19 protein-coding genes are annotated in these 22,835 nt (G+C 73.9%); 6 read left to right on the top strand and 13 right to left on the bottom strand.

The window, feature by feature from the left end; genetic code table 11:
• The first annotated feature begins 126 nt into the window (after window positions 1–126).
• The gene (locus IE329_RS06085; RefSeq protein WP_190209755.1) at window positions 127–456 is read left to right on the top strand and encodes a hypothetical protein; all 330 of its coding nucleotides are present in this window, start codon (window positions 127–129) and stop codon (window positions 454–456) included.
• A 184-nt stretch (window positions 457–640) separates the two neighbouring features.
• Here the strand turns inward: IE329_RS06085 and IE329_RS06080 are convergent, their stop codons facing one another.
• Entirely contained in the window at window positions 641–2,233 is a 1,593-nt protein-coding gene (locus IE329_RS06080; RefSeq protein WP_190209754.1) for a PucR family transcriptional regulator, read from the bottom strand.
• A 487-nt stretch (window positions 2,234–2,720) separates the two neighbouring features.
• Between IE329_RS06080 and IE329_RS06075 the strand changes: the two genes are divergently transcribed.
• The 5 genes from IE329_RS06075 to IE329_RS06055 all read left to right on the top strand — a co-directional run bounded on the left by IE329_RS06075 (window position 2,721) and on the right by IE329_RS06055 (window position 9,474).
• Window positions 2,721–3,611 carry an FAD binding domain-containing protein gene (locus IE329_RS06075; protein ID WP_190209753.1) on the top strand — a complete coding sequence of 297 codons (891 nt, stop codon included), beginning with the start codon at window positions 2,721–2,723 and terminating at the stop codon, window positions 3,609–3,611.
• Complete coding sequence (locus IE329_RS06070; RefSeq protein WP_190209752.1) at window positions 3,608–4,093, top strand: (2Fe-2S)-binding protein; 486 nt, start codon at window positions 3,608–3,610, stop codon at window positions 4,091–4,093. Before IE329_RS06075 ends, IE329_RS06070 begins: the two co-directional genes overlap by 4 nt.
• Window positions 4,090–6,450, top strand: coding sequence for a xanthine dehydrogenase subunit D (pucD, locus tag IE329_RS06065; RefSeq protein ID WP_190209751.1), 2,361 nt, complete (start codon window positions 4,090–4,092; stop codon window positions 6,448–6,450). Before IE329_RS06070 ends, pucD begins: the two co-directional genes overlap by 4 nt.
• A 275-nt stretch (window positions 6,451–6,725) precedes the next feature.
• Entirely contained in the window at window positions 6,726–8,216 is a 1,491-nt protein-coding gene (locus IE329_RS06060; RefSeq protein WP_190209750.1) for an NCS2 family permease, read from the top strand.
• A gap of 82 nt (window positions 8,217–8,298) precedes the next feature.
• On the top strand, window positions 8,299–9,474 hold the full coding sequence (locus tag IE329_RS06055; protein ID WP_190209749.1) for an XdhC family protein: 1,176 nt from the start codon (window positions 8,299–8,301) through the stop codon (window positions 9,472–9,474).
• Window positions 9,475–9,654: 180 nt separating this feature from the next.
• Here the strand turns inward: IE329_RS06055 and IE329_RS06050 are convergent, their stop codons facing one another.
• The 12 genes from IE329_RS06050 to alc form a co-directional block, all read right to left on the bottom strand.
• Window positions 9,655–9,885: a cold-shock protein gene (locus IE329_RS06050; protein ID WP_190209748.1), complete on the bottom strand. Its 231-nt coding sequence runs from the start codon at window positions 9,883–9,885 to the stop codon at window positions 9,655–9,657.
• A gap of 261 nt (window positions 9,886–10,146) precedes the next feature.
• On the bottom strand, window positions 10,147–11,868 hold the full coding sequence (locus IE329_RS06045; protein ID WP_190209747.1) for an SDR family oxidoreductase: 1,722 nt from the start codon (window positions 11,866–11,868) through the stop codon (window positions 10,147–10,149).
• Entirely contained in the window at window positions 11,865–12,725 is an 861-nt protein-coding gene (locus IE329_RS06040; RefSeq protein WP_190209746.1) for a M24 family metallopeptidase, read from the bottom strand. The genes IE329_RS06045 and IE329_RS06040 overlap by 4 nt, the downstream gene beginning before the upstream one ends.
• Before the next feature lie 124 nt (window positions 12,726–12,849).
• Window positions 12,850–13,935: a PDR/VanB family oxidoreductase gene (locus tag IE329_RS06035; RefSeq protein ID WP_190209745.1), complete on the bottom strand. Its 1,086-nt coding sequence runs from the start codon at window positions 13,933–13,935 to the stop codon at window positions 12,850–12,852.
• 32 nt (window positions 13,936–13,967) lie between these two features.
• Window positions 13,968–14,939 (bottom strand): metal-dependent hydrolase, encoded by a 972-nt coding sequence (locus tag IE329_RS06030; protein ID WP_190209744.1) that lies wholly within the window; start codon window positions 14,937–14,939, stop codon window positions 13,968–13,970.
• A gap of 226 nt (window positions 14,940–15,165) precedes the next feature.
• The gene (locus IE329_RS06025; protein ID WP_229927202.1) at window positions 15,166–16,110 is read right to left on the bottom strand and encodes a serine/threonine dehydratase; all 945 of its coding nucleotides are present in this window, start codon (window positions 16,108–16,110) and stop codon (window positions 15,166–15,168) included.
• 243 nt (window positions 16,111–16,353) lie between these two features.
• Window positions 16,354–17,094, bottom strand: a complete 741-nt coding sequence (locus IE329_RS06020) for a M12 family metallopeptidase (RefSeq protein WP_190209742.1) — start codon at window positions 17,092–17,094, stop codon at window positions 16,354–16,356.
• 138 nt (window positions 17,095–17,232) lie between these two features.
• Entirely contained in the window at window positions 17,233–17,667 is a 435-nt protein-coding gene (locus IE329_RS06015; RefSeq protein WP_190209741.1) for an NUDIX domain-containing protein, read from the bottom strand.
• A gap of 145 nt (window positions 17,668–17,812) precedes the next feature.
• A complete protein-coding gene (locus IE329_RS06010) occupies window positions 17,813–18,592 on the bottom strand; it encodes an IclR family transcriptional regulator (RefSeq protein ID WP_190209740.1) in 780 nt (259 codons plus the stop codon).
• Between the two features lie 208 nt (window positions 18,593–18,800).
• Window positions 18,801–19,844 carry a S66 family peptidase gene (locus IE329_RS06005; protein WP_190209873.1) on the bottom strand — a complete coding sequence of 348 codons (1,044 nt, stop codon included), beginning with the start codon at window positions 19,842–19,844 and terminating at the stop codon, window positions 18,801–18,803.
• 185 nt (window positions 19,845–20,029) lie between these two features.
• Window positions 20,030–21,490, bottom strand: coding sequence for a catalase (locus IE329_RS06000; RefSeq protein WP_190209739.1), 1,461 nt, complete (start codon window positions 21,488–21,490; stop codon window positions 20,030–20,032).
• A 77-nt stretch (window positions 21,491–21,567) separates the two neighbouring features.
• On the bottom strand, window positions 21,568–22,833 hold the full coding sequence (gene alc, locus IE329_RS05995) for an allantoicase (RefSeq protein ID WP_190209738.1): 1,266 nt from the start codon (window positions 22,831–22,833) through the stop codon (window positions 21,568–21,570).
• Between the last annotated feature and the right edge of the window lie 2 nt (window positions 22,834–22,835).

Genomic DNA, 22,835 nt, shown 5'->3' with positions numbered 1-22,835 from the left:
ACCGCGGTGTCGTGAAGGCGCCGGGGCCTCAGCGGCGCCGCACCGTGCGTGACGTCCGCCCGCGTGGATCCCCGGCGAAGGCCGGCGCCGCGGGCGCCCGGCCGGCCCCCTGTCGAGAGGATGGAAATGAGGCTCTTCGTCCGGGCGCTCGTCGTCGGTGACATCGGCTTCGAGCAGGTCGCCGAAATCACGGCCGCCGCCCTGGATTCCTTCAGTCACAACCCGTTCTTCGTCTTCGCCGACGGCTGGGAGATCGAGGTCGGGACGACGTCCGACCTCCGGGGTGATGCCACCTGGCAGCCGGGCATCGAACGCTCCACCTTCCACCTGGACTGCCGGCCCGACGACGACCTGCCCTGGCAGGACGTCCACGCCGCGCTGGAGAAGATCCGCCAGGGCTTCGAAGCGGCCGGGACCCGCCTCGCCTGGCAACTCGTCGACCAGCTCACCGAGTGACGGTTCATGGCCGGGAAGGGCGGTGCCGGGTGACGGTGGCACCGCCGTTCACCCTGCGGAGGACCGTGGGCGCCGACCGCGGCCGTCCGCCCCCGGACCCGCGCGGTCCCCGCCCGGCGGGCACCTCGCCCCACCGCGTCGCCCGCCGGATCGCGGAACCCGCACCGCCCCGGCCGACGGCCGGTCAGGCCAGTTCCAGCGCCAGGTAGAAGTCGACCCGATCCTCCAGCCGGGACAGGTCACGGCCGGTCAGCTCCTCGATCCGGCCGATCCGGTACCGCAGGGTGTTCACGTGCACGTGCAGCTGGGCGGCGCAGCGCGTCCAGGAGCCGTCCGAGCGCAGGAAGGCCTCCAGGGTGCGGACCAGGTCCGCCTGGTGCTCGATGTCGTAGGCGATGACCTTGTCCAGCAGGCGGCTGCGGAAGGCCCGGCGGACCTCGTCCGGGACGGCGGCCAGCAGCAGGACGTGCGAGGCCAGCTCCTCGGGGCCGGCCACGCAGACCCGGCCGACCCGGGCGGCCGCGATCCGGCGGGCGTGCCGGGCCTCCTCCAGGGCGCCGCGCAGTCCGCCGGCCTCCTGGGCGGGGGCGGAGACGCCGAGGGTGATCCGGCCCTCGGAGCCGAGGCCGGCCTCCAGGGGGGCGAGCAGTTCGCGCAGCGCGTCGGCCGGGACGGCGGTGTCCGGGGCGGGCAGCACGACCACCGCGCCCGTCCCGCCGCCGGCCACCAGCGCCCGGTCGGAGGTCTCGGTGAGAGCTTCCTCCAGGATCGAACGGACCGCGCCGTCGGGCAGTCCGGTGCCCTCGGCGCTGACCACCAGCCAGGAGCCCTCGGCGGCCTGCGGCTTGGGCTCGCGGCCCTCGTAGCGGGCGGCCATCGCCGAGGAGGCGTACAGGGTGCGGCTGATCTCGGAGGGGTCGGCGTCGCGCTGGAGCAGGGTGAGCACCTCGTCGGCGAGGCGGCGGCGCAGCCGGCGGCCCTCGTCGCGACGGGTGCGCTCGGCGGCCACCAGGCGGGCGAGGTTCTCGGCGAGCTGCTGGCGCTTGGCGGTCCACTCGGTGACGTCGCCGGCCACCGCGAGCACCCAGTCGGCGAGCGGGGCCTCGGCGCCGGGGGTGGCGGGCGCCGGGAGCAGCGAGTACGAGCCGGAGGCGATCCGGGCCCGGTGCGGAGGCCGGCGGCGCTGGCGCTGGGCACCGAGGTGGGCCCGGACGAGCTGGTCGCGGTCCTCGGCGGAGAGCCGGTCGGCGGGCCCGGCGATCACCGCGCCGGTCGGGGTGAGCACCCAGCAGTCCAGGTCGAGGTCGCCGCCGAGCAGGTCGAGGACGGCGTCCAGGCCGCCGCCGCCGGCCGCCGAGACCAGCAGCCGGTGCCGGTCCACCAGGGCGGACAGGTCGGCGGCGCGGTCGGCGGAGACCTGCCGGCCGATGAACTCGGCGACGGCGCCGAAGGCGATGTCGTCGGGCACCGCGAGCAGCGGCATCCGGTGCCGGCGACAGGCCTCGACGAGGTCCTCGGGCACCGGGCCGACCTCGGCCTCGCCGGCCGCGAGGGCGACCGCGCCGCCGGACGCCAGGGTGCGGACGAAGCGCTCGGAGTCCTCGGGGGCGGTGCGCCAGAGCATGCCGGTGAGCACCAGTTCGCCGCCGTGCAGGTAGCGGCCGGGGTCGTGCAGGTCCGTGGTCATGACGCCGCTGACCTGGCGGTCGAGCTCGTCCTCGCCGGCGAGCAGCCGCAGTCGCGGGGCTCCGGGGGCGAGCAGGTCACGGACACGCATCCGCAGACTCCTTCGGCTGGGGGTGGGGGCATGAGCAGGGTGGGGGCGCGGCTGGCGGACCCGCCCGCGGGGCTCACAGTGTGCCCGAACATCAGTGCTCGGCGTTACGCATCAACACGCCCGTGGGTCACGGGCCCGTAGCTTCGCAATCACGGCCGGATTACGGTCGTAAGCAGCGGCCTTGCGACCGCTGGGCTGGGCGATTGTCCACCTTAGAGGAACGTACAGGATGCCGGGCGGCAGCACCGCGAAGGCTTCATGCCATCGGTGACTGCCTCCGGGTGGTCCGTCGGCGGTTCACTGGCCACACGCCGCCGGACACACCCCGGTGACCAGGACTCAACGCTTCGGCAACGAGACGGTAGCAAGGTCCGACACACCAGGGGTTTCGAGACCCGTCCGGACGCGCCCATCTGGGCGGGGCCGGAGGGATCTCGGGCACAGTGCCCAGTTGTTCGAGCTGGCAACGACTTGAGGAGACACCCGCATGGAGTTCCTTCGGCCCGCTACCTGGGACGAGGCACTCGCGGCGAAGGCTGAGTACCCGACCGCGCTGCCCATCTCGGGCGGTACGGACGTCATGGTCGAGATGAACTTCGACGTGCACCGGCCATCCGCGATTCTCGACCTCAACCGCATCACCGAGCTCACCGAATGGGAGATCACGGGGGACGTGGTCCGGCTCGGCGCCTCGGTGCCCTACACCCGGATCATCAACGAGCTGTCCGGGCCGCTCCCCGGCCTCGCGCTGGCGGCCCACACCGTCGGCTCGCCGCAGATCCGCAACCGCGGCGGGGTGGGCGGCAACCTGGGCGGGGCCTCCCCGGCCGGCGACGCCCACCCGGCGCTGCTGGCGGCCGGCCGCGACGTCTTCGTCGAGGTCGCCTCGCACGCCCGGGGCACCCGGCTGATCGCGATCGACGACTTCTACGTCGGGGTGAAGCGGAACTCGATGGAGCAGGACGAGCTGATCCGCCGCGTCCACATCCCGGTGGCGGACGGCCCGCAGCAGTTCTCGAAGATCGGCACCCGCAACGCGATGGTCATCGCGGTCTGCGCCTTCGGCTTCGCCCTCCACCCGAAGAACCGCACGGTCGGCACCGGCATCGGTTCGGCCGCCCCCACGCCGCGCCGCGCGGTGGAGGCCGAGGAGTACCTCCAGGGCGTCCTCGCGGAGCGCGGCCTGTGGGAGTCGGGCGACCTGCTCGGCGCCGAGGTCACGCAGCGCTTCGGTGAGCTGGTCAAGGCCGCCGCCTCCCCGATCGACGATGTCCGGGGCACCGCCGACTACCGCCGGCACTCGCTGGCCGTGATGGCCCGGCGGACCCTCACCTGGACGTGGAACGACTACAGCAAGCAGATCAGGAGCGCGGCATGAGGGTCACTTTCACCGCCAACGGCAAGCCCGTGGAGGCGGACGACGTCTGGGAGGGCGAGAGCCTTCTCTACGTGCTGCGCGAGCGGGTCGGCCTGCCGGGCTCCAAGAACGCCTGCGAGCAGGGCGAGTGCGGGTCCTGCACGGTCTACCTGGACGGCACCCCGGTCTGTTCGTGTCTGGTCGCGGCCGGCCAGGTGCAGGGCCGCGAGGTCCGGACGGTCGAGGGCCTGGCCGACGAGAACGGCGAGCTGGGCCTGGTCCAGCAGGCGTTCGTCGACGCCGGCGCCGTCCAGTGCGGCTTCTGCACCCCCGGCCTGCTGGTGCAGACCGACGCGCTGCTCGACAACGACGCGCAGCCCAGCGACACGGACATCCGTGAGGCCCTCTCGGGGAACCTGTGCCGCTGCACCGGCTACGAGAAGATCATGGACGCGGTGCGGCTCGCTTCCGCCCGCAAGTGCGCGAAGGCGGCCTCCGAATGAGTACTCGTACCATCCAGGGTCAGAAGAACCTTCAGGACATCCGGCAGGCGAGCAAGGACGGCATCGGCGGTTCGCCGCTGCGCCCGGACGGCACGCTCAAGGTCAAGGGCGAGTTCGCGTACTCGTCCGACATGTGGCACGAGGACATGCTCTGGGGCATGGCGCTGCGCTCGCCGCACCCCCGGGCCAACATCCTCTCGGTGGACATCTCCGAGGCGCTGAAGCTCCCCGGCGTCTACGCGGTGCTGACCCACGACGACATCCCCGGCAGCAAGTTCTACGGCCTGGAGATCCAGGACCAGCCGGCGCTGGCCATCGACAAGGTCCGCTACCACGGCGAGGCGATCGCGATCGTCGCGGCCGACCACCCGGAGACGGCCCGCCGCGCGGTGAAGAAGATCAAGGTCGAGTACGAGGTGCTGACCCCGATCGTCACCGAGGAGCAGTGCCTCAACCCCGAGGTCCACGGCTACGTCCACGAGCCGCACGAGTACAAGTCGCACGGCCACGGCAACATCTGCCACAGCCAGAAGCTGGTGCACGGCGGTGGCGTCACGGACGAGATCCGCGCGCTGGCCGACGTCATCGTGAAGTCCGACTACGAGGTCGGCATGCAGGACCAGGCCTTCCTCGGCCCGGAGTCCGGCCTGGCCGTGCCCGCCGAGGACGGCGGCATCGACCTCTACGTCGCCACCCAGTGGCTGCACGTGGACCGCCAGCAGATGGCCCCCGTGCTGGGCCTGCCGGAGGAGAAGGTCCGCCTCACGCTGGCCGGTGTCGGCGGCGCCTTCGGCGGCCGCGAGGACCTGTCGATGCAGATCCACGCGAGCCTGCTCGCCCAGCGCACCGGCAAGCCCGTCAAGATCGTCTACGCCCGTGACGAGTCCTTCTTCGGCCACGTGCACCGCCACCCGGCGAAGATGACCTACGAGCACGGCGTCACCCGCGACGGCAAGCTGGTCTTCGCCGACGCCCGGATCGTGCTGGACGGCGGCGCCTACGCCTCCGCCTCCCCCGCCGTCGTCGGCAACGCCGCCTCGCTGGGCCACGGCCCGTACAACATCCCGAACGTGCGGATGGAGGCCATCGCCCTCTACAGCAACAACCCGTCCTGCGGTGCGATGCGCGGCTTCGGCGCCGTCCAGGCGGCGTTCGCGTACGAGTCGCAGATGGACAAGCTCGCCGCCGCGATCGGCATGGACCCGGTCGAGCTGCGCCAGCTGAACGCGATGTCCGAGGGCGACTCCATGCCCACCGGTCAGGTCATCGACTCGCCGGCCCCGGTCGCCGAGCTGCTCCAGCGGGTCAAGGACATGCCGCTCCCGCCGCCGCTGGACCTGGAGAACCTCGACGTCCGCACCCTGCCGGGCGCGCTGTCCAACACCTCGCACGGCGAGGGCATCGTCCGCGGCATCGGCTACTCGGTCGGGATCAAGAACGTCGGCTTCTCCGAGGGCTTCGACGACTACTCCACCGCCCGGGTCCGCCTGGAGGTCATCGGCGGCGAGCCGGTCGCCATGGTGCACACCGCGATGGCCGAGGTCGGCCAGGGCGGCGTCACCGTGCACGCCCAGATCGCCCGCACCGAGCTCGGTGTCGAGCAGGTGACCATCCACCCGGCGAACACCGAGGTCGGCTCGGCCGGCTCCACCTCCGCCTCACGTCAGACGTACATGACCGGTGGCGCGGTGAAGCTCGCCGCCGAGGCGGTCAAGCAGGCCGTGATCGAGAAGGGCCGCCGGCGCTACGGCTGGACCCAGAACGACCTCACGCTGGCCGGCGGCAAGGTGGTCTCCGAGTCCGCGGGCGCACTGATCCCGCTGGTCGACCTGCTGGGCGACGAGGCGATCGACCTCACCCGCGAGCACCACCACCGCCCGACCGTCCCCTTCGACAAGGAGACCGGGCAGGGCTTCGGCCACGTCCAGTACACCTTCTGCGCCAACCGCGCGGTGGTCGACGTGGACGTCGAGCTGGGCCTGGTCAAGGTGGTCGAGCTGACCGCCGCCCAGGACGTCGGCAAGGCGCTGAACCCGCTGTCCGTGATCGGCCAGATCCAGGGCGGCTGCACCCAGGCGCTGGGCCTCGCCGTGATGGAGGAGATCATCGTCCGGGACGGCAAGGTGCGCAACGCCTCCTTCACCGACTACCTGATCCCGACCATCCTGGACACCCCGCCGATCCCGGTGGACGTCCTGGAGCTCCCCGACCCCAACGCCCCGTACGGGCTGCGCGGGGTCGGCGAGGCCCCGACCGTCTCGGCCACGCCGTGCATCGTCGCGGCGATCCGCCAGGCGACCGGCAAGGCGCTCAACCGGATCCCGGTCCGGCCCGAGCACATCACCGGGACGCTGTAGCCCGGTACCGAAACCTCCCCGGGGCGGCGACCGTCTTCCCCGCCGCCCCGGGGCAGCAACACCCGGCACCCACGGCGCCGGCCAGCACCGAAGAGCAACGCCATGCACGACCTGAAGCACAGCATTCTCCCGCTGCCTCTCCCACGCCGGGGTTCTGCAGCGGTGCGCACCACCACAGCGTGCGCCAGTGAGTCGAACAGTCCCCCTGCACCAGCTCTGACTGGTCACCAGGTCGGCTCGCCCACCCCAACCCCCTATGAACCTTGGGAGTGGACATGACCCGGATCCCGACGGAGCCAGGTACCACTGAGGAAAGACCCGCCGAGGACGACGCCACCCCGCCGCCCCCGGCAGCACAGCCGAAGAACGCCATGGACGCCTACTTCAAGATATCGGCCCGGGGCTCGACCTTCGGGAACGAGCTCCGCGGTGGCCTCACCACCTTCATGGCGATGGCCTACATCCTGCTGCTGAACCCGATCCTGCTCGGCGGTGCCGACAAGAACGGCATGCACCTGGACCACGCGCAGCTGACCACCGCCACCGCGCTGGCCGCCGCCGTCACCACCATCCTGATGGGTGTGGTCGGCAACGTCCCGCTGGCGCTCGCCGCCGGCCTCTCGGTCTCCGGCGCGCTCTCCACCATCGTCGCGCCGCACACCACCTGGCCACAGGCCTTCGGCCTCTGCGTGATCTACGGCCTGATGATCGTGCTGCTGGTCGTCTCCGGCCTCCGCGAGAAGATCATGAACGGCATCCCGCTGCCGCTCAAGCACGCGATCACCATCGGCATCGGCCTCTTCGTCGCGCTGATCGGCCTGGTGAAGTCCGGCTTCATCCACCACGGCCCGGACCCGTACGGCCCGCCCGTCTCGCTCGGCCCGGCCGGCGAGCTGGCCGGCTGGCCCGTCCTGATCTTCTCGGTCACCCTGATCGCGATCTTCATCCTGCTGGCCCGCAACGTCCGCGGCGCGATCCTGCTCGGCATCGCCGGCGGCACCGTGGTGGCCTTCATCGTCAACGCGACGGTGAACCTCCCGGAGCACACCTGGAGCAGCTCCGTCCCGGAGTGGCCCGGCAGCCCGGTCGCGGCACCCAACTTCGGCCTCTTCGGCGACATCGACCTGTTCGGCGCCTTCGGCGGCCAGGGCATGGGCGCGATCAGCGCCTCGGTCGCGGTCTTCACCCTCGTCCTGGCGGGCTTCTTCGACGCGATGGCCACCATCATCGGCGTCGGCACCGAGGCCGGTCTCGCCGACCGGCAGGGCCGGATGCCCGGCCTGTCCAAGGCCCTGTTCATCGACGGCGCCGGCGGCGCGGTCGGTGGCGTGGCGGGCGCCGGCGGCCAGACGGTCTTCGTCGAGTCCGCCACCGGTGTCGGCGACGGCGCCCGGACCGGCCTCGCCTCGCTGGTCACCGGCAGCTTCTTCGCCCTGATGCTGTTCTTCTCCCCGATCGCCGGCATCGTGCCGGTCGAGGTCGCCTCCGCCGCGCTGGTCGTCATCGGCTCGATGATGATGAGCCAGGCCCGGCACATCGACTGGTCGGACCGCGAGGTGGCCATCCCGGCCTTCCTCACCTGCGTCCTGATGCCGTTCACCTACAACATCACCGCCGGTGTCGCCGCGGGCGTCATCTCCTACGTCGCCATCAAGACCGGCACCGGCAAGTGGCGCGAGCCCGGCCCGCTGATGTGGATCCTGACCGCCGTCTTCGTGATCTACTTCGCGCTCGGCCCGGTCAAGGAACTGCTCGGCGTCCACTAGCAGCGCCGCCGCCGGGCGGGGACCGCGTCCCCGCCCGGCGGCTCCCCCGTCAGCCCCCCGCACCGCGTAAGGAGCCTCCGACATGCAAGACATCGCCGAGCAGCTGCAGGCCTGGCACGCGTCCGGGCGCTCCTTCGCCGTGGCCACGGTCGTCGGTGTCTCCGGCAGCGCGCCGCGCGACCCGGGGGCCGCACTGGCCGTCGACGCCGCCGGCGAGGCCGTCGGCAGCGTGTCCGGCGGGTGCGTCGAAGGGGCCGTGTACGAGCTCTGCCAGGAGGCCGTCACCAGCGGCCGGCCGGTGCTGGAGCGCTTCGGGTACAGCGACGAGGACGCCTTCGCGGTCGGCCTGACCTGCGGCGGCGTCCTGGACGTGTTCGTCCAGCCGATCACCCCCGGCGCCGACCCCGCGATGGACGCCGGCATCACCTACATCGCCTCCGGCACCCCGGTCGCGCTGGCCCGGGTGATCGAGGGCCCGGCCGCGCTGGTCGGCGCCACCGTCGCCGTCACCGCGGACAGCCACCACGGCCGGCTCTCCCCCGCGCCGACCACCACCGGCGCCCTGGAGCGCGCCGCCGTCGCCGAGGCCCGGGCCATGCTGGACGCCGGCCGGACCGGCAAGGTCGTCCTCGGCCTGGACGGCCGCCCCTGCGACGAGGAGGAGCTGGGCACCGTCACCTTCTTCGTCGAGTCGTACGTCCCCGCGCCCCGGATGCTGGTCTTCGGCGCCATCGACTTCGCCGCCGCCGTGGTGCGGATCGGCAAGTTCCTCGGCTACCACGTCACCGTCTGCGACGCCCGCCCGGTCTTCGCCACCGCCCGCCGCTTCCCCGACGCCGACGAGGTCGTGGTCGACTGGCCGCACCGCTACCTGGACTCCCAGCTCGACCGGATCGACGGCCGCACCGTGCTGTGCGTGCTCACCCACGACGCCAAGTTCGACATCCCGCTGCTGGAGCGCGCGCTGCGCCTGCCGGTCGGCTTCGTCGGCGCGATGGGCTCGCGCCGCACCCACCGTGACCGCAACGCCCGGCTGCGCGAGGTCGGCCTGACGGACGCCGAGATCGGCCGGCTGCGCTCGCCGATCGGCCTGGACCTCGGCGCCCGCACCCCCGAGGAGACCGCCGTCTCGGTCGCCGCCGAGATCGTCGCCCACCGGCGCGGCGGCAGCTGCCTGCCGCTCTCCGCCGGGGACGGCCCGATCCACCACGACCTGGCCCGCGCGCAGGAGGAGAAGGCCCGCTCGCACGCGGCCTGAACCGCCCGCCCGGCCACCACGGCACCGGCCACCACGGCCGCCGGCCCGGACCCGCCTCGCGCGGATCCGGGCCGGTGCCGTACCCGGGTACTCAGGACAGGACGACGTTGTGGCCGGGCAGGACAAGCGCCGGGAACTCCGGGCAGCCGACCGCCGTTCCGGCCCCGGGGCCCCGCACGCTCAGAGCAGCCGGACCTGCTCGGCGACCGGACGGCCCTCCTCCACGGCGGCCTGGTAGCTCACCCGCTGCCCGACCGTCAGCACCCGGCCGTGCTGGTCGACACCCGGCTCGCCGGCGGCGGTACGGACCACGGAGTCGTAGTAGAGGGTCACGTCCGGTCCCCCGTCGTCGGGGGTGATCAGGCCGTAGCCGTGGTCCGCCTCGTACGACTTCACAGTGCCGGTGGCCATGGGGTTCTCCTTCGGGCGTGCGGACGGTGCCCATCAGGAGTAACAGACCACCGGCCCGCGAGCGCGCCCTGACACGCGCCGGGCGGGCGATCTCAGTCGGCCGCACCCGCGGGGACGACCCGCAGGGCGGGCCGGCCCGTGACGGCCGTGATCACGTCGTAGTCGCCGTCGTGGTGCGGCACCGCGACACCGGCGAACCTGACCGGTCCGGTGGGGGCGGGCAGCCCGCCCCCGGCCGGCCCAGGAACGAGGACCGACCGCTCAGCCCACGTTCAGCCGGGCCGCCAGCCGCAGCAGACCCGGCGAGACGCGGCCCAGCAGGCGGGCCGCCTTGGCCTCGAAGGTGACCGGGACGACCGGCTTGCCGGTGCGCACGGACCGGACGATCTCGGCCGCGACCTTCTCGGGCGGGAACCCGCGGCGGGCGTAGAGCTTGGAGGCGCGCTGCTGCTTGGCGGCCTGCTGGTCGGCGGTGACGCCGGAGAAGGTGGTGGTGCGGGTGATGTTGGTGTTGACGATGCCGGGGCAGATCGCGCTGACGCCGATGCCGGCCGGGGCGAGTTCGGCGCGCAGGCAGTCCGAGAGCATCAGCACCGCGGCCTTGCTGGTGGCGTACGCGGCCAGCAGCTTGGACGGCAGGTAGGCGGCCGCCGAGGCGAGGTTGACGATGTGGCCGCCCTCGCCGCGCTCGGTCATCAGGGTGCCGAAGGCGCGGCAGCCGTGGATGACGCCCCACAGGTTGACGTCCAGGACGCGCTGCCACTCCTGCTCGGTGGTCTGCAGGAAGGTGCCGGAGTGGCCGACGCCCGCGTTGTTGACCAGCACGTCCGGCACGCCGTGGTCGGCGGCCACCTGCTTGGCGAAGGCGTCGACGGCCGCGCCGTCGCTGACGTCCACCCGGTAGGCGTGCGCGGCCGGGCCGACCAGCGAGGCGAGTTCGGCGGTGCGCGTGGCGGCTTCCAGGTCCAGGTCGCAGACCACCACCCGGGAGCCCTGCTCGGCGAAGGCCAGCGCGGTGGCGCGGCCGATGCCGCTGCCGGCGCCCGTGACGACGACCAGGCGGCCGTCCTCGGGCGGCCCGGCCTTCTGCCCGGCCCCGGTGCGGGCGGTGAACTCACGGACCAGACCGGCCACGACGGACCCCTTCTCCAGCAGTGCGGACCAGTGCGAGGCGTTCAGCGAGCGCCGGGTGAGGTTCGGCACCCAGCGCTCCAGGCCCTCCGAGAGCGCGACCCCGACGTAGCGGTCCCGGGTCAGCGTGACCAGCTGGACCGGCACCTCGGTCGGCCGCTCGCGGGGGGCCCGCAGGGTGGGGCGCATGTTGGCCCGGTACAACTCGATCCCGCGCACCGCGTCCTGACGCAGCGTCGGCTGCGGGTGGCCGGCGCGCGGGGCGACGCCCTCCAGGTCGCGCAGCACCCGCGGCCAGGCCCGGGCCAGCCCGAACCGCCAGGTGGCGGGGGCCAGCACCGGCAGGTGGAAGGCGGTGATGTACCAGGAGTGCAGGCCCTGCGAGAGCAGCTGCCGCAGGTGCCGGGGGGTGGGCCGGCGGAACCGGGCCCGCAGCCAGAAGCCCATGTGGTCCAGGCACGGGCCGGACAGCGTGGTGTACGAGGCGATCCGCCGCTCGGCGCCGGGCTCGGTGACGGCCTCCCAGGACTGCAGCGAGCCCCAGTCGTGGGCGACCACGTGCACCGGGCGGCCGGGGCTGACCGCGTCGGCGACCGCGAAGAGGTCGGCGGCGAGGTGCTCCAGGCGGTAGCCGTCCCGGCCGGCCGGGACGCCGGAGGCCCCCGCGCCGCGGACGTCGTAGCGCACCACGTGGTGGTCGGCGGCGAGGTCCTCGGCGACGTCGTCCCAGACCGCGTGGGTGTCGGGGTAGCCGTGCACCATCAGGACGGTCGGCGCGGCCGGGTCGCCCTGCTCGAAGACGGCGAGCGGCAGACCGTCGGCGGAGTGCACGGTGCGGCGGCGGGGGGTCATCGGGAGGCCTCCTCGGCTGTGGTGCTCCAGCGCCGCACGTGCGGCAGGTCGTCGTCGAGCCAGTAGGCGTCGTCCTCGGTGACCACCAGCAGCTCCTCGAACTTGATGCCGACGTCGCGGAACCCGATGTGCGGCTCCACCGCCCACAGGCCCGGCGTGGGCGCGTGCCGGGAGGCCCGGCCGTCCGCCCAGAGCGGGGAGCGGCCGTGCAGGCGTTCGCTGATCAGCTCGCGTCCGAGCGTCTGGAGTGTACGCACCCCGAAGCCGAACAGGTTGACGCCGGCCGGCCCGCGGGCGGTGGTCCGGGTCACCTGGTGGCCGATCACCCGGCCCGGGTAGACCCGGTGGCGGTTGTCGTAGCCGTGCGCGGCGATCTGCGCGTCCACCGCCGCGTACACCTCGTCCAGCGGTTTGCGGGCCTTCACCTCGCGCAGGATCAGCTCGCGGTAGACCCGCAGGTCGGCGGCGAGGCGGTCCCAGAGCGGGTTCTCGCCGACCTTGCCGCCGTAGCCGATGTCGGCGGTGTAGCCGTCGACCACGGGCGCGCAGTCCAGCACGTACGGCATGCCCTCCTCCAGCTTGCGGCCGCCGGCGAAGAACTGCAGCGGGGTGTGGAAGTGCCGGAAGGCGGTGCGGTCGCCGAACCAGGCGAACGGGACGTGGAAGAAGTCCTCGACGCCGGCCGCGACCAGGCGGCGGCGCAGCTGGGCGGTGGCCTGGCGCTCGGTGACGCCGGGTTCGATCCAGGCGGCGACCTGTTCGGCGCAGTGGTAGGCGAGCTGCTGGGTCTCCCGGAAGCGGCCGAGGTCGGCCTCGGTGAACGGGAAGGCGGGCCGGGGTGCGGTGGCAAGGGCCATGGGGTTCCTTCGGGGCCGTCGGGGGCGCCTGCTCGGGGGGCCGGACCGGCCCGGGCCGGTGGGGGCCCGGCCGGTCACGGCGGTCGGGCGGTCGGGCGGTCGCGGCGGTCGGGCGGTCGCGGCGCTAGAGGTCCAGGACGAGGGTCTCGCCCTCGGCGGCGCGCGAGACGCAGGGCAGCAGGGCGCCGGCAGCGCGCTCCTCGGCGGTCAGCCGGCGGTCGCGGTGGTCGGGGGTGCCGGACAGCACCTGGACCCGGCAGGTGCCGCAGAAGCCCTGGTGGCAGGAGTACGGCAGGTCGGGGCGGGCCTCCAGGGCGACGTCCAGCGCCGACCGGTCGGCCGGGACGGCCAGCGCCGGGCCGTCCGCGCCGAGCCGTACGGTGAACGGCCGGCCGTCCCGGACGGGCGCCGCGCCGAAGCGCTCGAAGTGCAGGGCGCGGGCGGGCGAGGCCTCCAGCGCGCCCTGGACGGCGGCCAGCATCGGCGCCGGGCCGCAGCAGTACACGGCGGCGCCCCGGGGGGCCCGGGCGAGCAGGCCGGCGCCGGTGGGGACGCCGTGCCGGTCGTCGTCGAGGATCTCCACCCGGCCGGGGTCGAGGGCGAGCAGTTCCTCGGTGAACGGCATGGTGGCGGCGCTGCGGCCGGTGTGCACCAGCCGCCAGTCCAGGCCGAGGCGCTGGGCCTCCCGGGCCATCGGCAGCAGCGGGGTGATGCCCACGCCGCCGGCCAGCAGCAGCACGCTCGGCTCGGCGCAGAAGGCGAAGCCGTTGCGGGGCCGGCGCACGGTCAGCCGGGTGCCGGGGCCCAGCTCGTCGTGGATCTCGGCCGAGCCGCCGCCGCCCCCGGGCAGCCGGCGGACGGCGATCCGGTAGCCGGTGCGGTCGGCCGGGTCGCCGCAGAGCGAGTAGTGCCGCTCGCGGCCGGAGGGCAGCCGCAGCCGGATGTGCGCGCCGGGCTGCCAGGCGGGCAGTTCGTCACCGCCGGGGTCGCCCAGGCGCAGCTCGACGACGTCCTCGGCGACCGTCCGGCGGGCGGTGACGGCGAGGCGCAGCGGCGGGGTGGGGAGGGCCGGCGGGCGGCGCGGGTTGCGGCGCAGCAGCGGGCTGCCCAGGGCGGGGGTGTACCGGTCGCCGAAGGCGGTGACGCGCTGCATGAAGCGGTCCGCGCGCGGGCGGCCGTACAGGTCCGGGGGCGGGGTGGTGAGGTCCATCCGGGGCGGCTCTCCTGGCTCCTGGCGGCGGGTCAGTGGTGGGCGGCGGCGGCGCGGGCCGCCGGGGAGGTGGCCAGGTAGCTGAGCGCCTGGCCGGACGAGCCCTCCTGGGTGGGGTGGTAGCCGCGCTTGAGGTAGCGCAGGCCGGAGCGCAGTGAGCGGAGCGGGTCGGGCAGCATCCCGCGGCCGGCGATCTGCCGGGCCTCGCGCCAGGTCGGGCGGATCCGCCCGTCCAGGGTGGGGTCGGCGGCGAGCAGGAACCGGACGCCGCGCACCCAGAGGTGGACCAGCAGCGGCCCGGACACCGCCATCCCGCGCACCCGGCGCAGGTAGCCCGGGTCGAGGTGGACCATCAGGTCGTACGCCACGCTGCGGTGCTCGACCTCCTCGGCGCCGTGCCAGCGCAGCAGGTCGAGCATCGTCGGGTCGGCCTTGGCGCGGTCCAGGCCCGGGGAGTTGAGCGCCCAGTCGCCGAGGAAGGCGGTGAAGTGCTCGATGGCGGCGACGAAGGCCACCCGCTCGATGATGTTCTCGCGCCGCCGGCGCGGGTCCAGCCCGCTGCGCTCGCCGAGGACCCGCTGGAACAGCCAGCCGATCTGGCGGACGTACGGGCGCGGGTCGAGGCCCTGGGCCAGCAGGTGGTCCAGCACCTCCTGGTGGGCCTCGGCGTGGATGGCCTCCTGGCCGATGAACCCGAGCACCTCCTCGCGCAGCTGCTCGTCGGTGATCAGCGGCAGCGCCTCCTTGAACACCTTGACGAACCAGCGCTCGCCCTCCGGCAGCAGCAGGTGGAGCACGTTGATGGTGTGGGTGGCCATCGGCTCGTCCGGGATCCAGTGCAGCGGCAGCTGCGACCAGTCGAAGCGGACGTCCCGGGGTTCGAGGACGAGGTTCTCGTGGACGGTGGGCGCGGCGGCTTTGCGCAGTACGGGGGCCGGGGCGGGGCCGGCGGCTGGGGCGGGTGCTGCGGGGACGGCAGCGGCGGCACGGGTGGCACGGGGCATGAGGGGCCCTCCTGACCTGCGGGTGGCGGCTCGACTCTGGGCAACTTACTCGCGGGTAGAGCGGGCGACAAGGGTTTCGACCACTCTTATCGACATCGAGTCTAATAAGCCTGGCGGGTCGCCACAGAGAGTCTTCGAGGCCGGGGGCGGGCGGAAACCCCGGCGGAGCGGTTCGCTGCGGCGCCCGCTCCGCCGGGTCCGGACCCAAGGCCCGGGGCCGGCCGGGCTACGCCAGCGAGGCCGGGTCGGTGTTCGCCCCGCAGAGCACCACGGCGACCCGCTCCCGCGGTGCCGGGCGGTACGCCCCGCTGCGCAGGGCGGCCGTCGCGGTGGCGCCGCCGTGCTCCACCACCAGCCGGTGGCCGTCCCAGAGCCCCTGCCGGGCCGCGACGATCGCGGCGTCCTCCACCAGCACCGACTCGGCCCCCACCTGCCCGGCCCAGTGCAGGGCCATCTCCGAGACCCGGCGGGCCCCGAGCGAGTCCGCCGCGACGGAGTCCACCGCGACGTCGACCGGCTTCCCGGCCGCGACGGCGGCGTTCAGCGCACGGGAGCCGGCCGGCTCGACCGCGACCACCCGCACCCCGTGCTCCGCCGCCGCCACGGCCAGGCCGGTGAACAGCCCGCCGCCGCCCACCGCCACCACCACCGTGTCCAGCCCCGGCACCGCGGCCAGGATCTCGGGCAGCAGGGTGCCGGCCCCCGCGGCGATGTACGGGTCGTCGTAGGCGTGCGAGGCGAGTGCGCCGGACTCGGCGGCGAACAGCCGGGCGGCCTCCAGCGCGTCCGCGTACTCGCTGCCCGTCAGCCGGACGTCCGCCCCGTACCCGCGGAGCTTGCGGATCTTGACCGGCGGCGCCGTCGCGGGCAGGAAGACGGTGGCCGGCACGTCCTGCGCCTTGGCGGCCCAGGCGCAGGCCAGCCCGGCGTTGCCGCCGGAGGCGATCACCACGCCGGCCGCCGGCATGCTGCCGTCGGCCAGGTGAGCGGCGACGAAGTTCGCCGCGCCGCGGTCCTTGAAGCTGCCGCTGTGCTGCAGGAAGTCGAGCGCCAGGAAGACCTCGGCGCCGCCGGCCCCACCCGGGCCGGCGGACACCACCGCCGCGGTCCGGGTGAGGCCGGCGATCCGCTCGGCGGCCGCCGTGACGTCGTCGTACGTGGGCTGGGACAAGCGGTGCTCCAGAGGTCGGTCCGGACGGTCGGCACCGGGACGCGGCCGGCACGGCGGCGGCCCGGGCGGGCCGGCGGGCCGGCCCGTGACCATTGTCGGACGGCGGCCCCGGCGGCCCCGCCCTCGGGTCGGGTCCGCCGGGTCAGGGCTCCCCAGGTCCCCCGGGTCAGGGCTCCCGGGCCCTGCTCAGGCTCCCGGGTCAGGGCACCGGTCGGTCGCCGGCTCCGGACCCGGCGGGTGCCGTCAGGCCGGCGGGTAGCGCCGGTTGAGCTTGCCCACGTCCCCCCGGCTCAACCCCGTCCGGGCGTAGGGGTCGACGAGCAGCCCGCCGTCCGGCCGGGTCATGGTCGGCCGGCCGTTGCGGCTGAAGGACTTCGAGCCGTAGATCATGATCGAGTCGTAGTCGAAGGGGCCGAGGGTGTCCTCGTTCTCCGTCCCGACCTTGCCGAACTGGGCCGCCAGGGAGGGGTCGACGTTCTCCAGGTGGAGCACCAGGTGCTGGTCACGGTCACCGCGCATGTGCTCGTGGAAGAACCCGAGCGCGTGCATCAGCTCGTGCAGGACCGTCCCGTGCCAGTCGCAGCCCTCGCCGAGCGAGAAGTTCTGCCGGCCGCCGACCATGCCCACGTACGAGTAGCAGCCCTCGCCGCGGACGAACTGGATCCAGTTCTGCTGCTGCTCGGCCCGGACGAAGCGCACGCAGGAGTTGCCCTCGATCTCGCGCATCGCCCCGCGCAGGGCCTTGACCAGGGACTTCGCGTCGGCCCCGACCCGGTACGGGACGACGCCGCCGGGCCAGCGGGTGGCGCCCGCCCCGCCGCGTGCGCCCGGGGACGCCGCGCCGCGGTCCCCCGGGCCGACGGCGCAGCCCTTCCCGGCCGCCGCCGCGCCCGGGGCCAGCGGCGCGGCCACCGACCAGGCGGCGCTGAGCCCGACCAGCAGCGCGAGGACGGCGGCGCGGCGGGTCGGGCTGGTCGCGGTCATGGCTGCTCCTGGGATCGTCACGCTCCGTCGATCACAGATGACGTGTCAGCGCGACCCTAGCGAGCCCGCCGCGCCGCGGGTGGTGAACGCACGGGACTTCACACGCCGGAGTGACGGCCGCCGGGTGGCCGTACCGGCTCACGAGGCCACCCCCGGCGGGCCGTCGGGGGTGGCCATCAGCAGGACGGGGACCATCAGGCCCCCGGAGGCCGAACTGCGCGGCAGCGGCACCCAGCTGAGGCCGGTCATCCGGGGGCAGTCGCAGTCGAGCCCCGGGTCCACGCCGAGGCGCGGTTCGCCCGGCCCCACCTCCACGGCGAAGCAGGACGTCCAGCCCGCCGGGTGGGGCGCGTCGTAGAGGTGACGCACCGAGCGGCCGGCCAGGCCGGCCTCCTCGGCCACCTCGCGGAGCACCGCCTGCTCGGCGGTCTCGCCCGGCTCGATGCCGCCGCCCGGCAGCGTCCAGTACTCGTGCCCGTCGTGCCGGCCGGACGGGCCGCGGCCCCGCTCCCGCACCATGAGGACGTGCCCGTCCCGGATGATCACTGCAGCCGCCCGCCGCCTGTCCGTCATGGGCCGATCATGCCGGACGCCGCCGACAGGCCGGGGCCACCGCTGCGGGCCGGCGGGCGGGCGCGGGCGGAGCCGGCAGGCGGGCGCGGGCGCGCTGACGGGTGCCGCACGCAGGGCGCGCGGCACCCGGGAGAGCGCCCGCCGCTCAGACCGCCATCGCGAGCATCAGCGGCGCCGCGCGGTGCGCGAGGAGTTCGGCGGCGGCCTTCAGGCGGTGCACGTTGTCCACCGGCATCGAGGTGGCCAGGCAGCCGACGGTGCTGCCGGCGATGACGGGGACGGCGGCGCAGACCGTGCCGAGGGCGTACTCCTGGATGTCCAGCACCGGCACGGTGGCCGGCTGGCGCTCCAGACGGTGCATCAGCTGGTCGGCGTCGACCACCGTCCGGGAGGTCAGGCGGGCCACCGGGTGCCGGGACAGGTGGTCCCGGCGGGAGTCGTGGTCCAGCTGGCTGAGCAGGCACTTGCCGATCGCGCTGGCGTGCGCGGTGGCCCGGAAGTCCACCCACTCCTGGACGGCGGGCGCGTGGTCGGCGGCGGAGACCGCCTCCACCGACAGCTCGCCCTCGTGGTAGCGGCTGAAGTAGACCGCCGCGCCCAACTCGTCCCGCAGTTCGGCGAGTTTATGGTTGAGCCGGACCCTGACCAACTGCTCGCGGTTGTACTGCCCGAGCAGGGCGAAGGTGCCGCCGAGCACCCAGGCCTCGTCCTGGTACTGCAGGTAGCCCTCGGTCTCCAGGAACTCGGTCAGCCGGCGGACCTCACCGGGCGGGAGCGAGGTCTCGCGGGCGAGGCCGGCGTTGGTGGCCCCGCCGGGGTGACGGTCGACCGCCTCCAGCAGCCTGAGCGCGTGTTGCAGGGAGCCGAACGGACCAGGGACACCCTGGTCCAGCGTGGCCTGACGACCCCGGGCTGGTGTCGGCATGACGTCCCCTTCCGATGTCCCCGCGCGGACCGGCCGCGACAGCTCCAGCCTATCCACCGGGGGGCGCCGTTAACGGCCGGTCGGCAGATATTTGCGCAGGTGATACGCACAACTTGTGTGGCATATGCCACACAAGAGCGCCTCGCCCCCACAGCTGCCGCCCCGTCCGGCGACCGGCAACCGGCAACCGGCAACCGGCGCGAACGGCTCAGTAGGTCACGGTGATCCGCCGCGCCGGTCCGTCCACCCGCACCAGGCCGCCGTAGGGGATCACCAGCTGCGGGTCGGTGTGGCCGAGATCGACGTCGAACACCGCCATGGTGTCCGGCGCGTACTCCGCCAGCGCCCGCAGCACCGCCGCCCGCTGCGCGTCCCGGTGGGCCGCCCCGGCGGCCTCGTCCAGCGGCCGCTGGTGGGACCAGGCCTTCGCCCGCCCCATCAGCAGCGCCGGGAACTGCCGCAGCAGGCCCCGCTCCCCCATGTTGCGCAGGGTCCGGTACACCTCCTCGGCGCCCGGCTGCTCCTCCGAGGTCTCCAGGAAGAGCACGCAGCCCGCGTAGGCCTCGGGCGCCCGGATGCCGCGGTCGGCCATCAGCAGCCAGCCGAGGATCTCCAGGTTGCCGCCCCAGCTGGCGCCCTCCACCACCCGCTCCGCCCGGTGCCAGAGCCAGCCCTGACCGGGCGTCAGTGCCGGCTCCGCGTCGAAGGTGCGCGGGTCCTCCCAGCGGCCGCCCCGGTCGGTGAAGGCCCCGGCCGGGCGGAGTTCGTACGGCCCGGAGGTGAACAGCGCGGCCCGCAGCGAGTCGGCGGTCGGGCCGGCCATCGCGCCCGGGCGGCCGAACTCGACCATCACCGTGCCGCCGTGGTAGCCGACGATGCCGAGGTTCCAGAGGTACGCCAGCAGGTTGGTGTTGTCGCTGTACCCGAAGAAGGGCTTGGGGTTGGCCCGGATCAACTCCGCGTCGAGGTGCGGGATCACGGTGATCTGGTCGTCGCCCCCGATGCTGGCGATCACCGCCCGGATGTCCGGGTCGGCGAAGGCCGCGTGGATGTCGGCGGCGCGCTCGCGCGCGGTGGCCCCCATCGTCCGGGTGGCCGGGTACTCCACCGGGACCAGCCCGAACTCCTCACGCAGCCGGCGCAGGCCCAACTCGTAGGGCAGCGGCAGGATCCCGGGCAGGCCGGCGGAGGGCGAGATCACCGCGACCCGGTCGCCGGGGCGGGGCTTGACGGGATAGGAGGGCGTTGTCATGGTCATCGCCCGAGGATATCCGCGCAGGTGAGCGGCGCTCGATCGGTTTTCCGCGGCCCCGCGGGGCCGGCCGGACCCGGGCAGGCGAAAGGCCTCTCCCCCACTGCCCGGGGAGGAGAGGCCTTTCACCGGTCACCCGGGTGCGGGCCCGGGTGGCCTGGGAGGGTTGGTCGGTGGGGCGGGGATCAGCCCTCGTCGCCCGCGCGGAGCTTGGCGACGGCGGCCTCCAGGCGGGCGCCGTACTCCTCGTCGGCCGCGTGGAAGTGGGCGAGGTTCTTCTCGACGATGTCGTCGCGGGTGACCTGCGCCAGGAAGCCCGCGATGTTGCCGATCAGGCGGGTCCTCTCGCCGGCCGACATCAGCCGGTAGAGCTCGCCGGCCTGGAAGAAGTCGTCGTCCTTGGTGTGGGCCGGCGTGGTGTACGTGCCGGTCCAGCCGTTCAGCGCGACCGGCGCGGCGAGCGCGTTGTCGGTCTGGGCCGGGCCGTCGTACGAGTTGGGCTCGTAGTTCTTGCCCCGGCCGGACTTGTTGACGGCGGAGAGGCCGTCGCGGCCGTAGTTGTTCGCCTCGGTCGCCTTGGGGGCGTTCACGGCGAGCAGGGTGTGGTTGACGCCGAGGCGGTAGCGCTGGGCGTCCGCGTAGGCGAACAGGCGGCCCTGGAGCATCTTGTCCGGGGAGGGACCGATGCCGGGGACGAAGTTGTTCGGCGAGAAGGCGGACTGCTCGACGTCGGCGAAGACGTTCTCCGGGTTCTTGTTGAGAACCAGGCGGCCGACCTTCTGCAGCGGGTAGTCCGCGTGCGGCCACACCTTGGTGAGGTCGAACGGGTTGAAGCGGTAGTCGGCGGCCTCGGCGACCGGCATCAGCTGGACGTACAGCGTCCAGGACGGGAACACGCCCCGCTCGATGGCCTGGTGCAGGTCGCGCTGGTGGCTGTCGGCGTCCGAGCCGAGCACCTCGGCGGACTGGTCGCCGTCCAGCGAGCGGATGCCCTGGTTGGTCTTGAAGTGGTACTTCACCCAGAACGCCTCGCCGGACTCGTTGACCCACTGGTAGGTGTGCGAGCCGTAGCCGTTCATGTGGCGGTACGAGGCCGGGATGCCGCGGTCGCCGAAGAGCCAGGTGATCTGGTGGGTCGAGGCCGGCGAGTGGGCCCAGAAGTCCCAGACGTTGTCCGCCTCCTGCACGCCGGTGAACGGGTCGCGCTTCTGCGAGTGGATGAAGTCGGGGAACTTCACCGGGTCCTTGATGAAGAACACCGGGGTGTTGTTGCCGACCAGGTCGTAGTTGCCCTCGGCGGTGTAGAACTTCAGCGCGAAGCCGCGCGGGTCGCGCACCGCGTCGGAGGAGCCCAGGTTGCCGGCCACGGTCGAGAAGCGCAGGAAGACCTCGGTGCGCTTGCCGATCTCGGAGAGGAAGTCGGCGCGGGTGAACTGCGAGACCTCGTCCGTCACCTCGAAGTAGCCGTAGGCGCCGGAGCCGCGGGCGTGCACGACACGCTCCGGGATGCGCTCGCGGTTGAACCGGGCGAGCTTCTCCAGGAGCTGCTGGTCCTGGATGAGCAGCGGGCCGTACTCGCCGGCCGAGGCCGAGTTCTGGTTGTCGGCGACCGGGGCGCCGGACTCCGTGGTCAGGATCTTGGACATGAGAGGGTCCTTCAGGTCGTTAAAGGCGTTGCGTGGAGAAGGCGGAGACGGTCGGTCGGGCGGCGGGCCGGCGCGGGTCAGACGCCGAGCAGCCGCCAGATCGCCGAACGGCGGCGCGAGGACTGCTCGCCGTCGGGGCCGTCGGCCGGCTGGAGCGCGGACACGGCGGCGGTGGTCGCGGCGGCGTCCGCGAGCGGGCGGGCGGCGGTCAGCGCGGTGGCCTCCTCCGCCTCAAGACCGGCCTCGACGAGGGCCGTACGGGCCTCGCCGGCCGGAAGTGCGTTGAACCAGCGCAGCGCGAGGGCGGCGCGGCCGGCCCCGGTGAGCCTCCCGGTCAGGCGCAGCCGGGCCAGGCCGCCGTCCGGGTAGACGTTGATCCGCACGTGCGTCACCGGACGGCCGGCGTCCAGCCGCAGGCGGTGCCGGGTGTCGGGCTGCAGCCGGGTGCGCGGCAGGATCGGGAACCAGCCGTCGGCGTCGGTGGACGGGTCGCCGCCGGTGGAGGCGTCGTACCCCACCAGGTCGGCCCAGCCGGGGGCGTTGGCGACGAAGTGGGTGGTGTCCACCTCGGCGGCCAGGACCTCGCCGCCCCCGGCCAGGGCGATCCGGACCCAGTCGTTGGCCTTGTCGCGCCGACGCCGGGTCTCCCAGCCCTCGCCCATGACGGAGGCGCGACCGGGAGCGTTCAGGTTGTGCGGGGAGGAGAAGTAGCGGTCCGAGGCGGCCTCGGCGACGCCGCCGAACTCCTGCGCGGCGAGGTCGAAGGTCAGGCCGTCCAGCTCGCGCGGGTCGGTGAGCACCTCGCCGTGCACCCGCAGCCGGGCCACGCCGCCGTCCGGCCAGATGTTCAGCCGTACGTGGGTGTAGCGCGTCCCGTCGGTGACCTCGAACTCGTGGGCGGTGTCACCGCGGAGCGCGGTGCGCGGCACCAGGTCGGTCCACTCCGCGTCGTCGAGCTCCTCGACGGACGGGTGGCCCGGGATCGAGGCGGCCTGGACGGAGGCGGTCTCCGGGTAGTTGCCGGTGAAGTGCGCGGTGTCCACGATCACGCCGCGGATCACGCCGCCGACGCCGAGCCGGACGACCGCCCAGTCGTGGTCCTCGTCGGTCGGGTGCGGCTGCTCGGCGCTGACGCCGCGCCGGCGCTTGCTCTCCCAGCCGTCCATGATCTGGCCCTTGTGGCCGAAGGTGTGCGCGCGGAACTCGGCGGGCTTGGCGACCAGCAGGTTCTCCGCGTCGGCGAAGGTGTCCTCGTTGGTGGCGACCACGCCGGCGCCGAGCAGCCGGGAGGCCAGGTTGACCAGCTCGGTGAACGGAGCACTCGGGGTCGTAACGCTGCTCATCG

The organism is Kitasatospora indigofera, assembly GCF_014655955.1.
Classification (GTDB): Bacteria; Actinomycetota; Actinomycetes; order Streptomycetales; family Streptomycetaceae; genus Kitasatospora; species Kitasatospora indigofera.
Note: the sequence above shows the minus strand (reverse complement) of the source record. Positions and strands in the feature narration are given on the sequence as shown.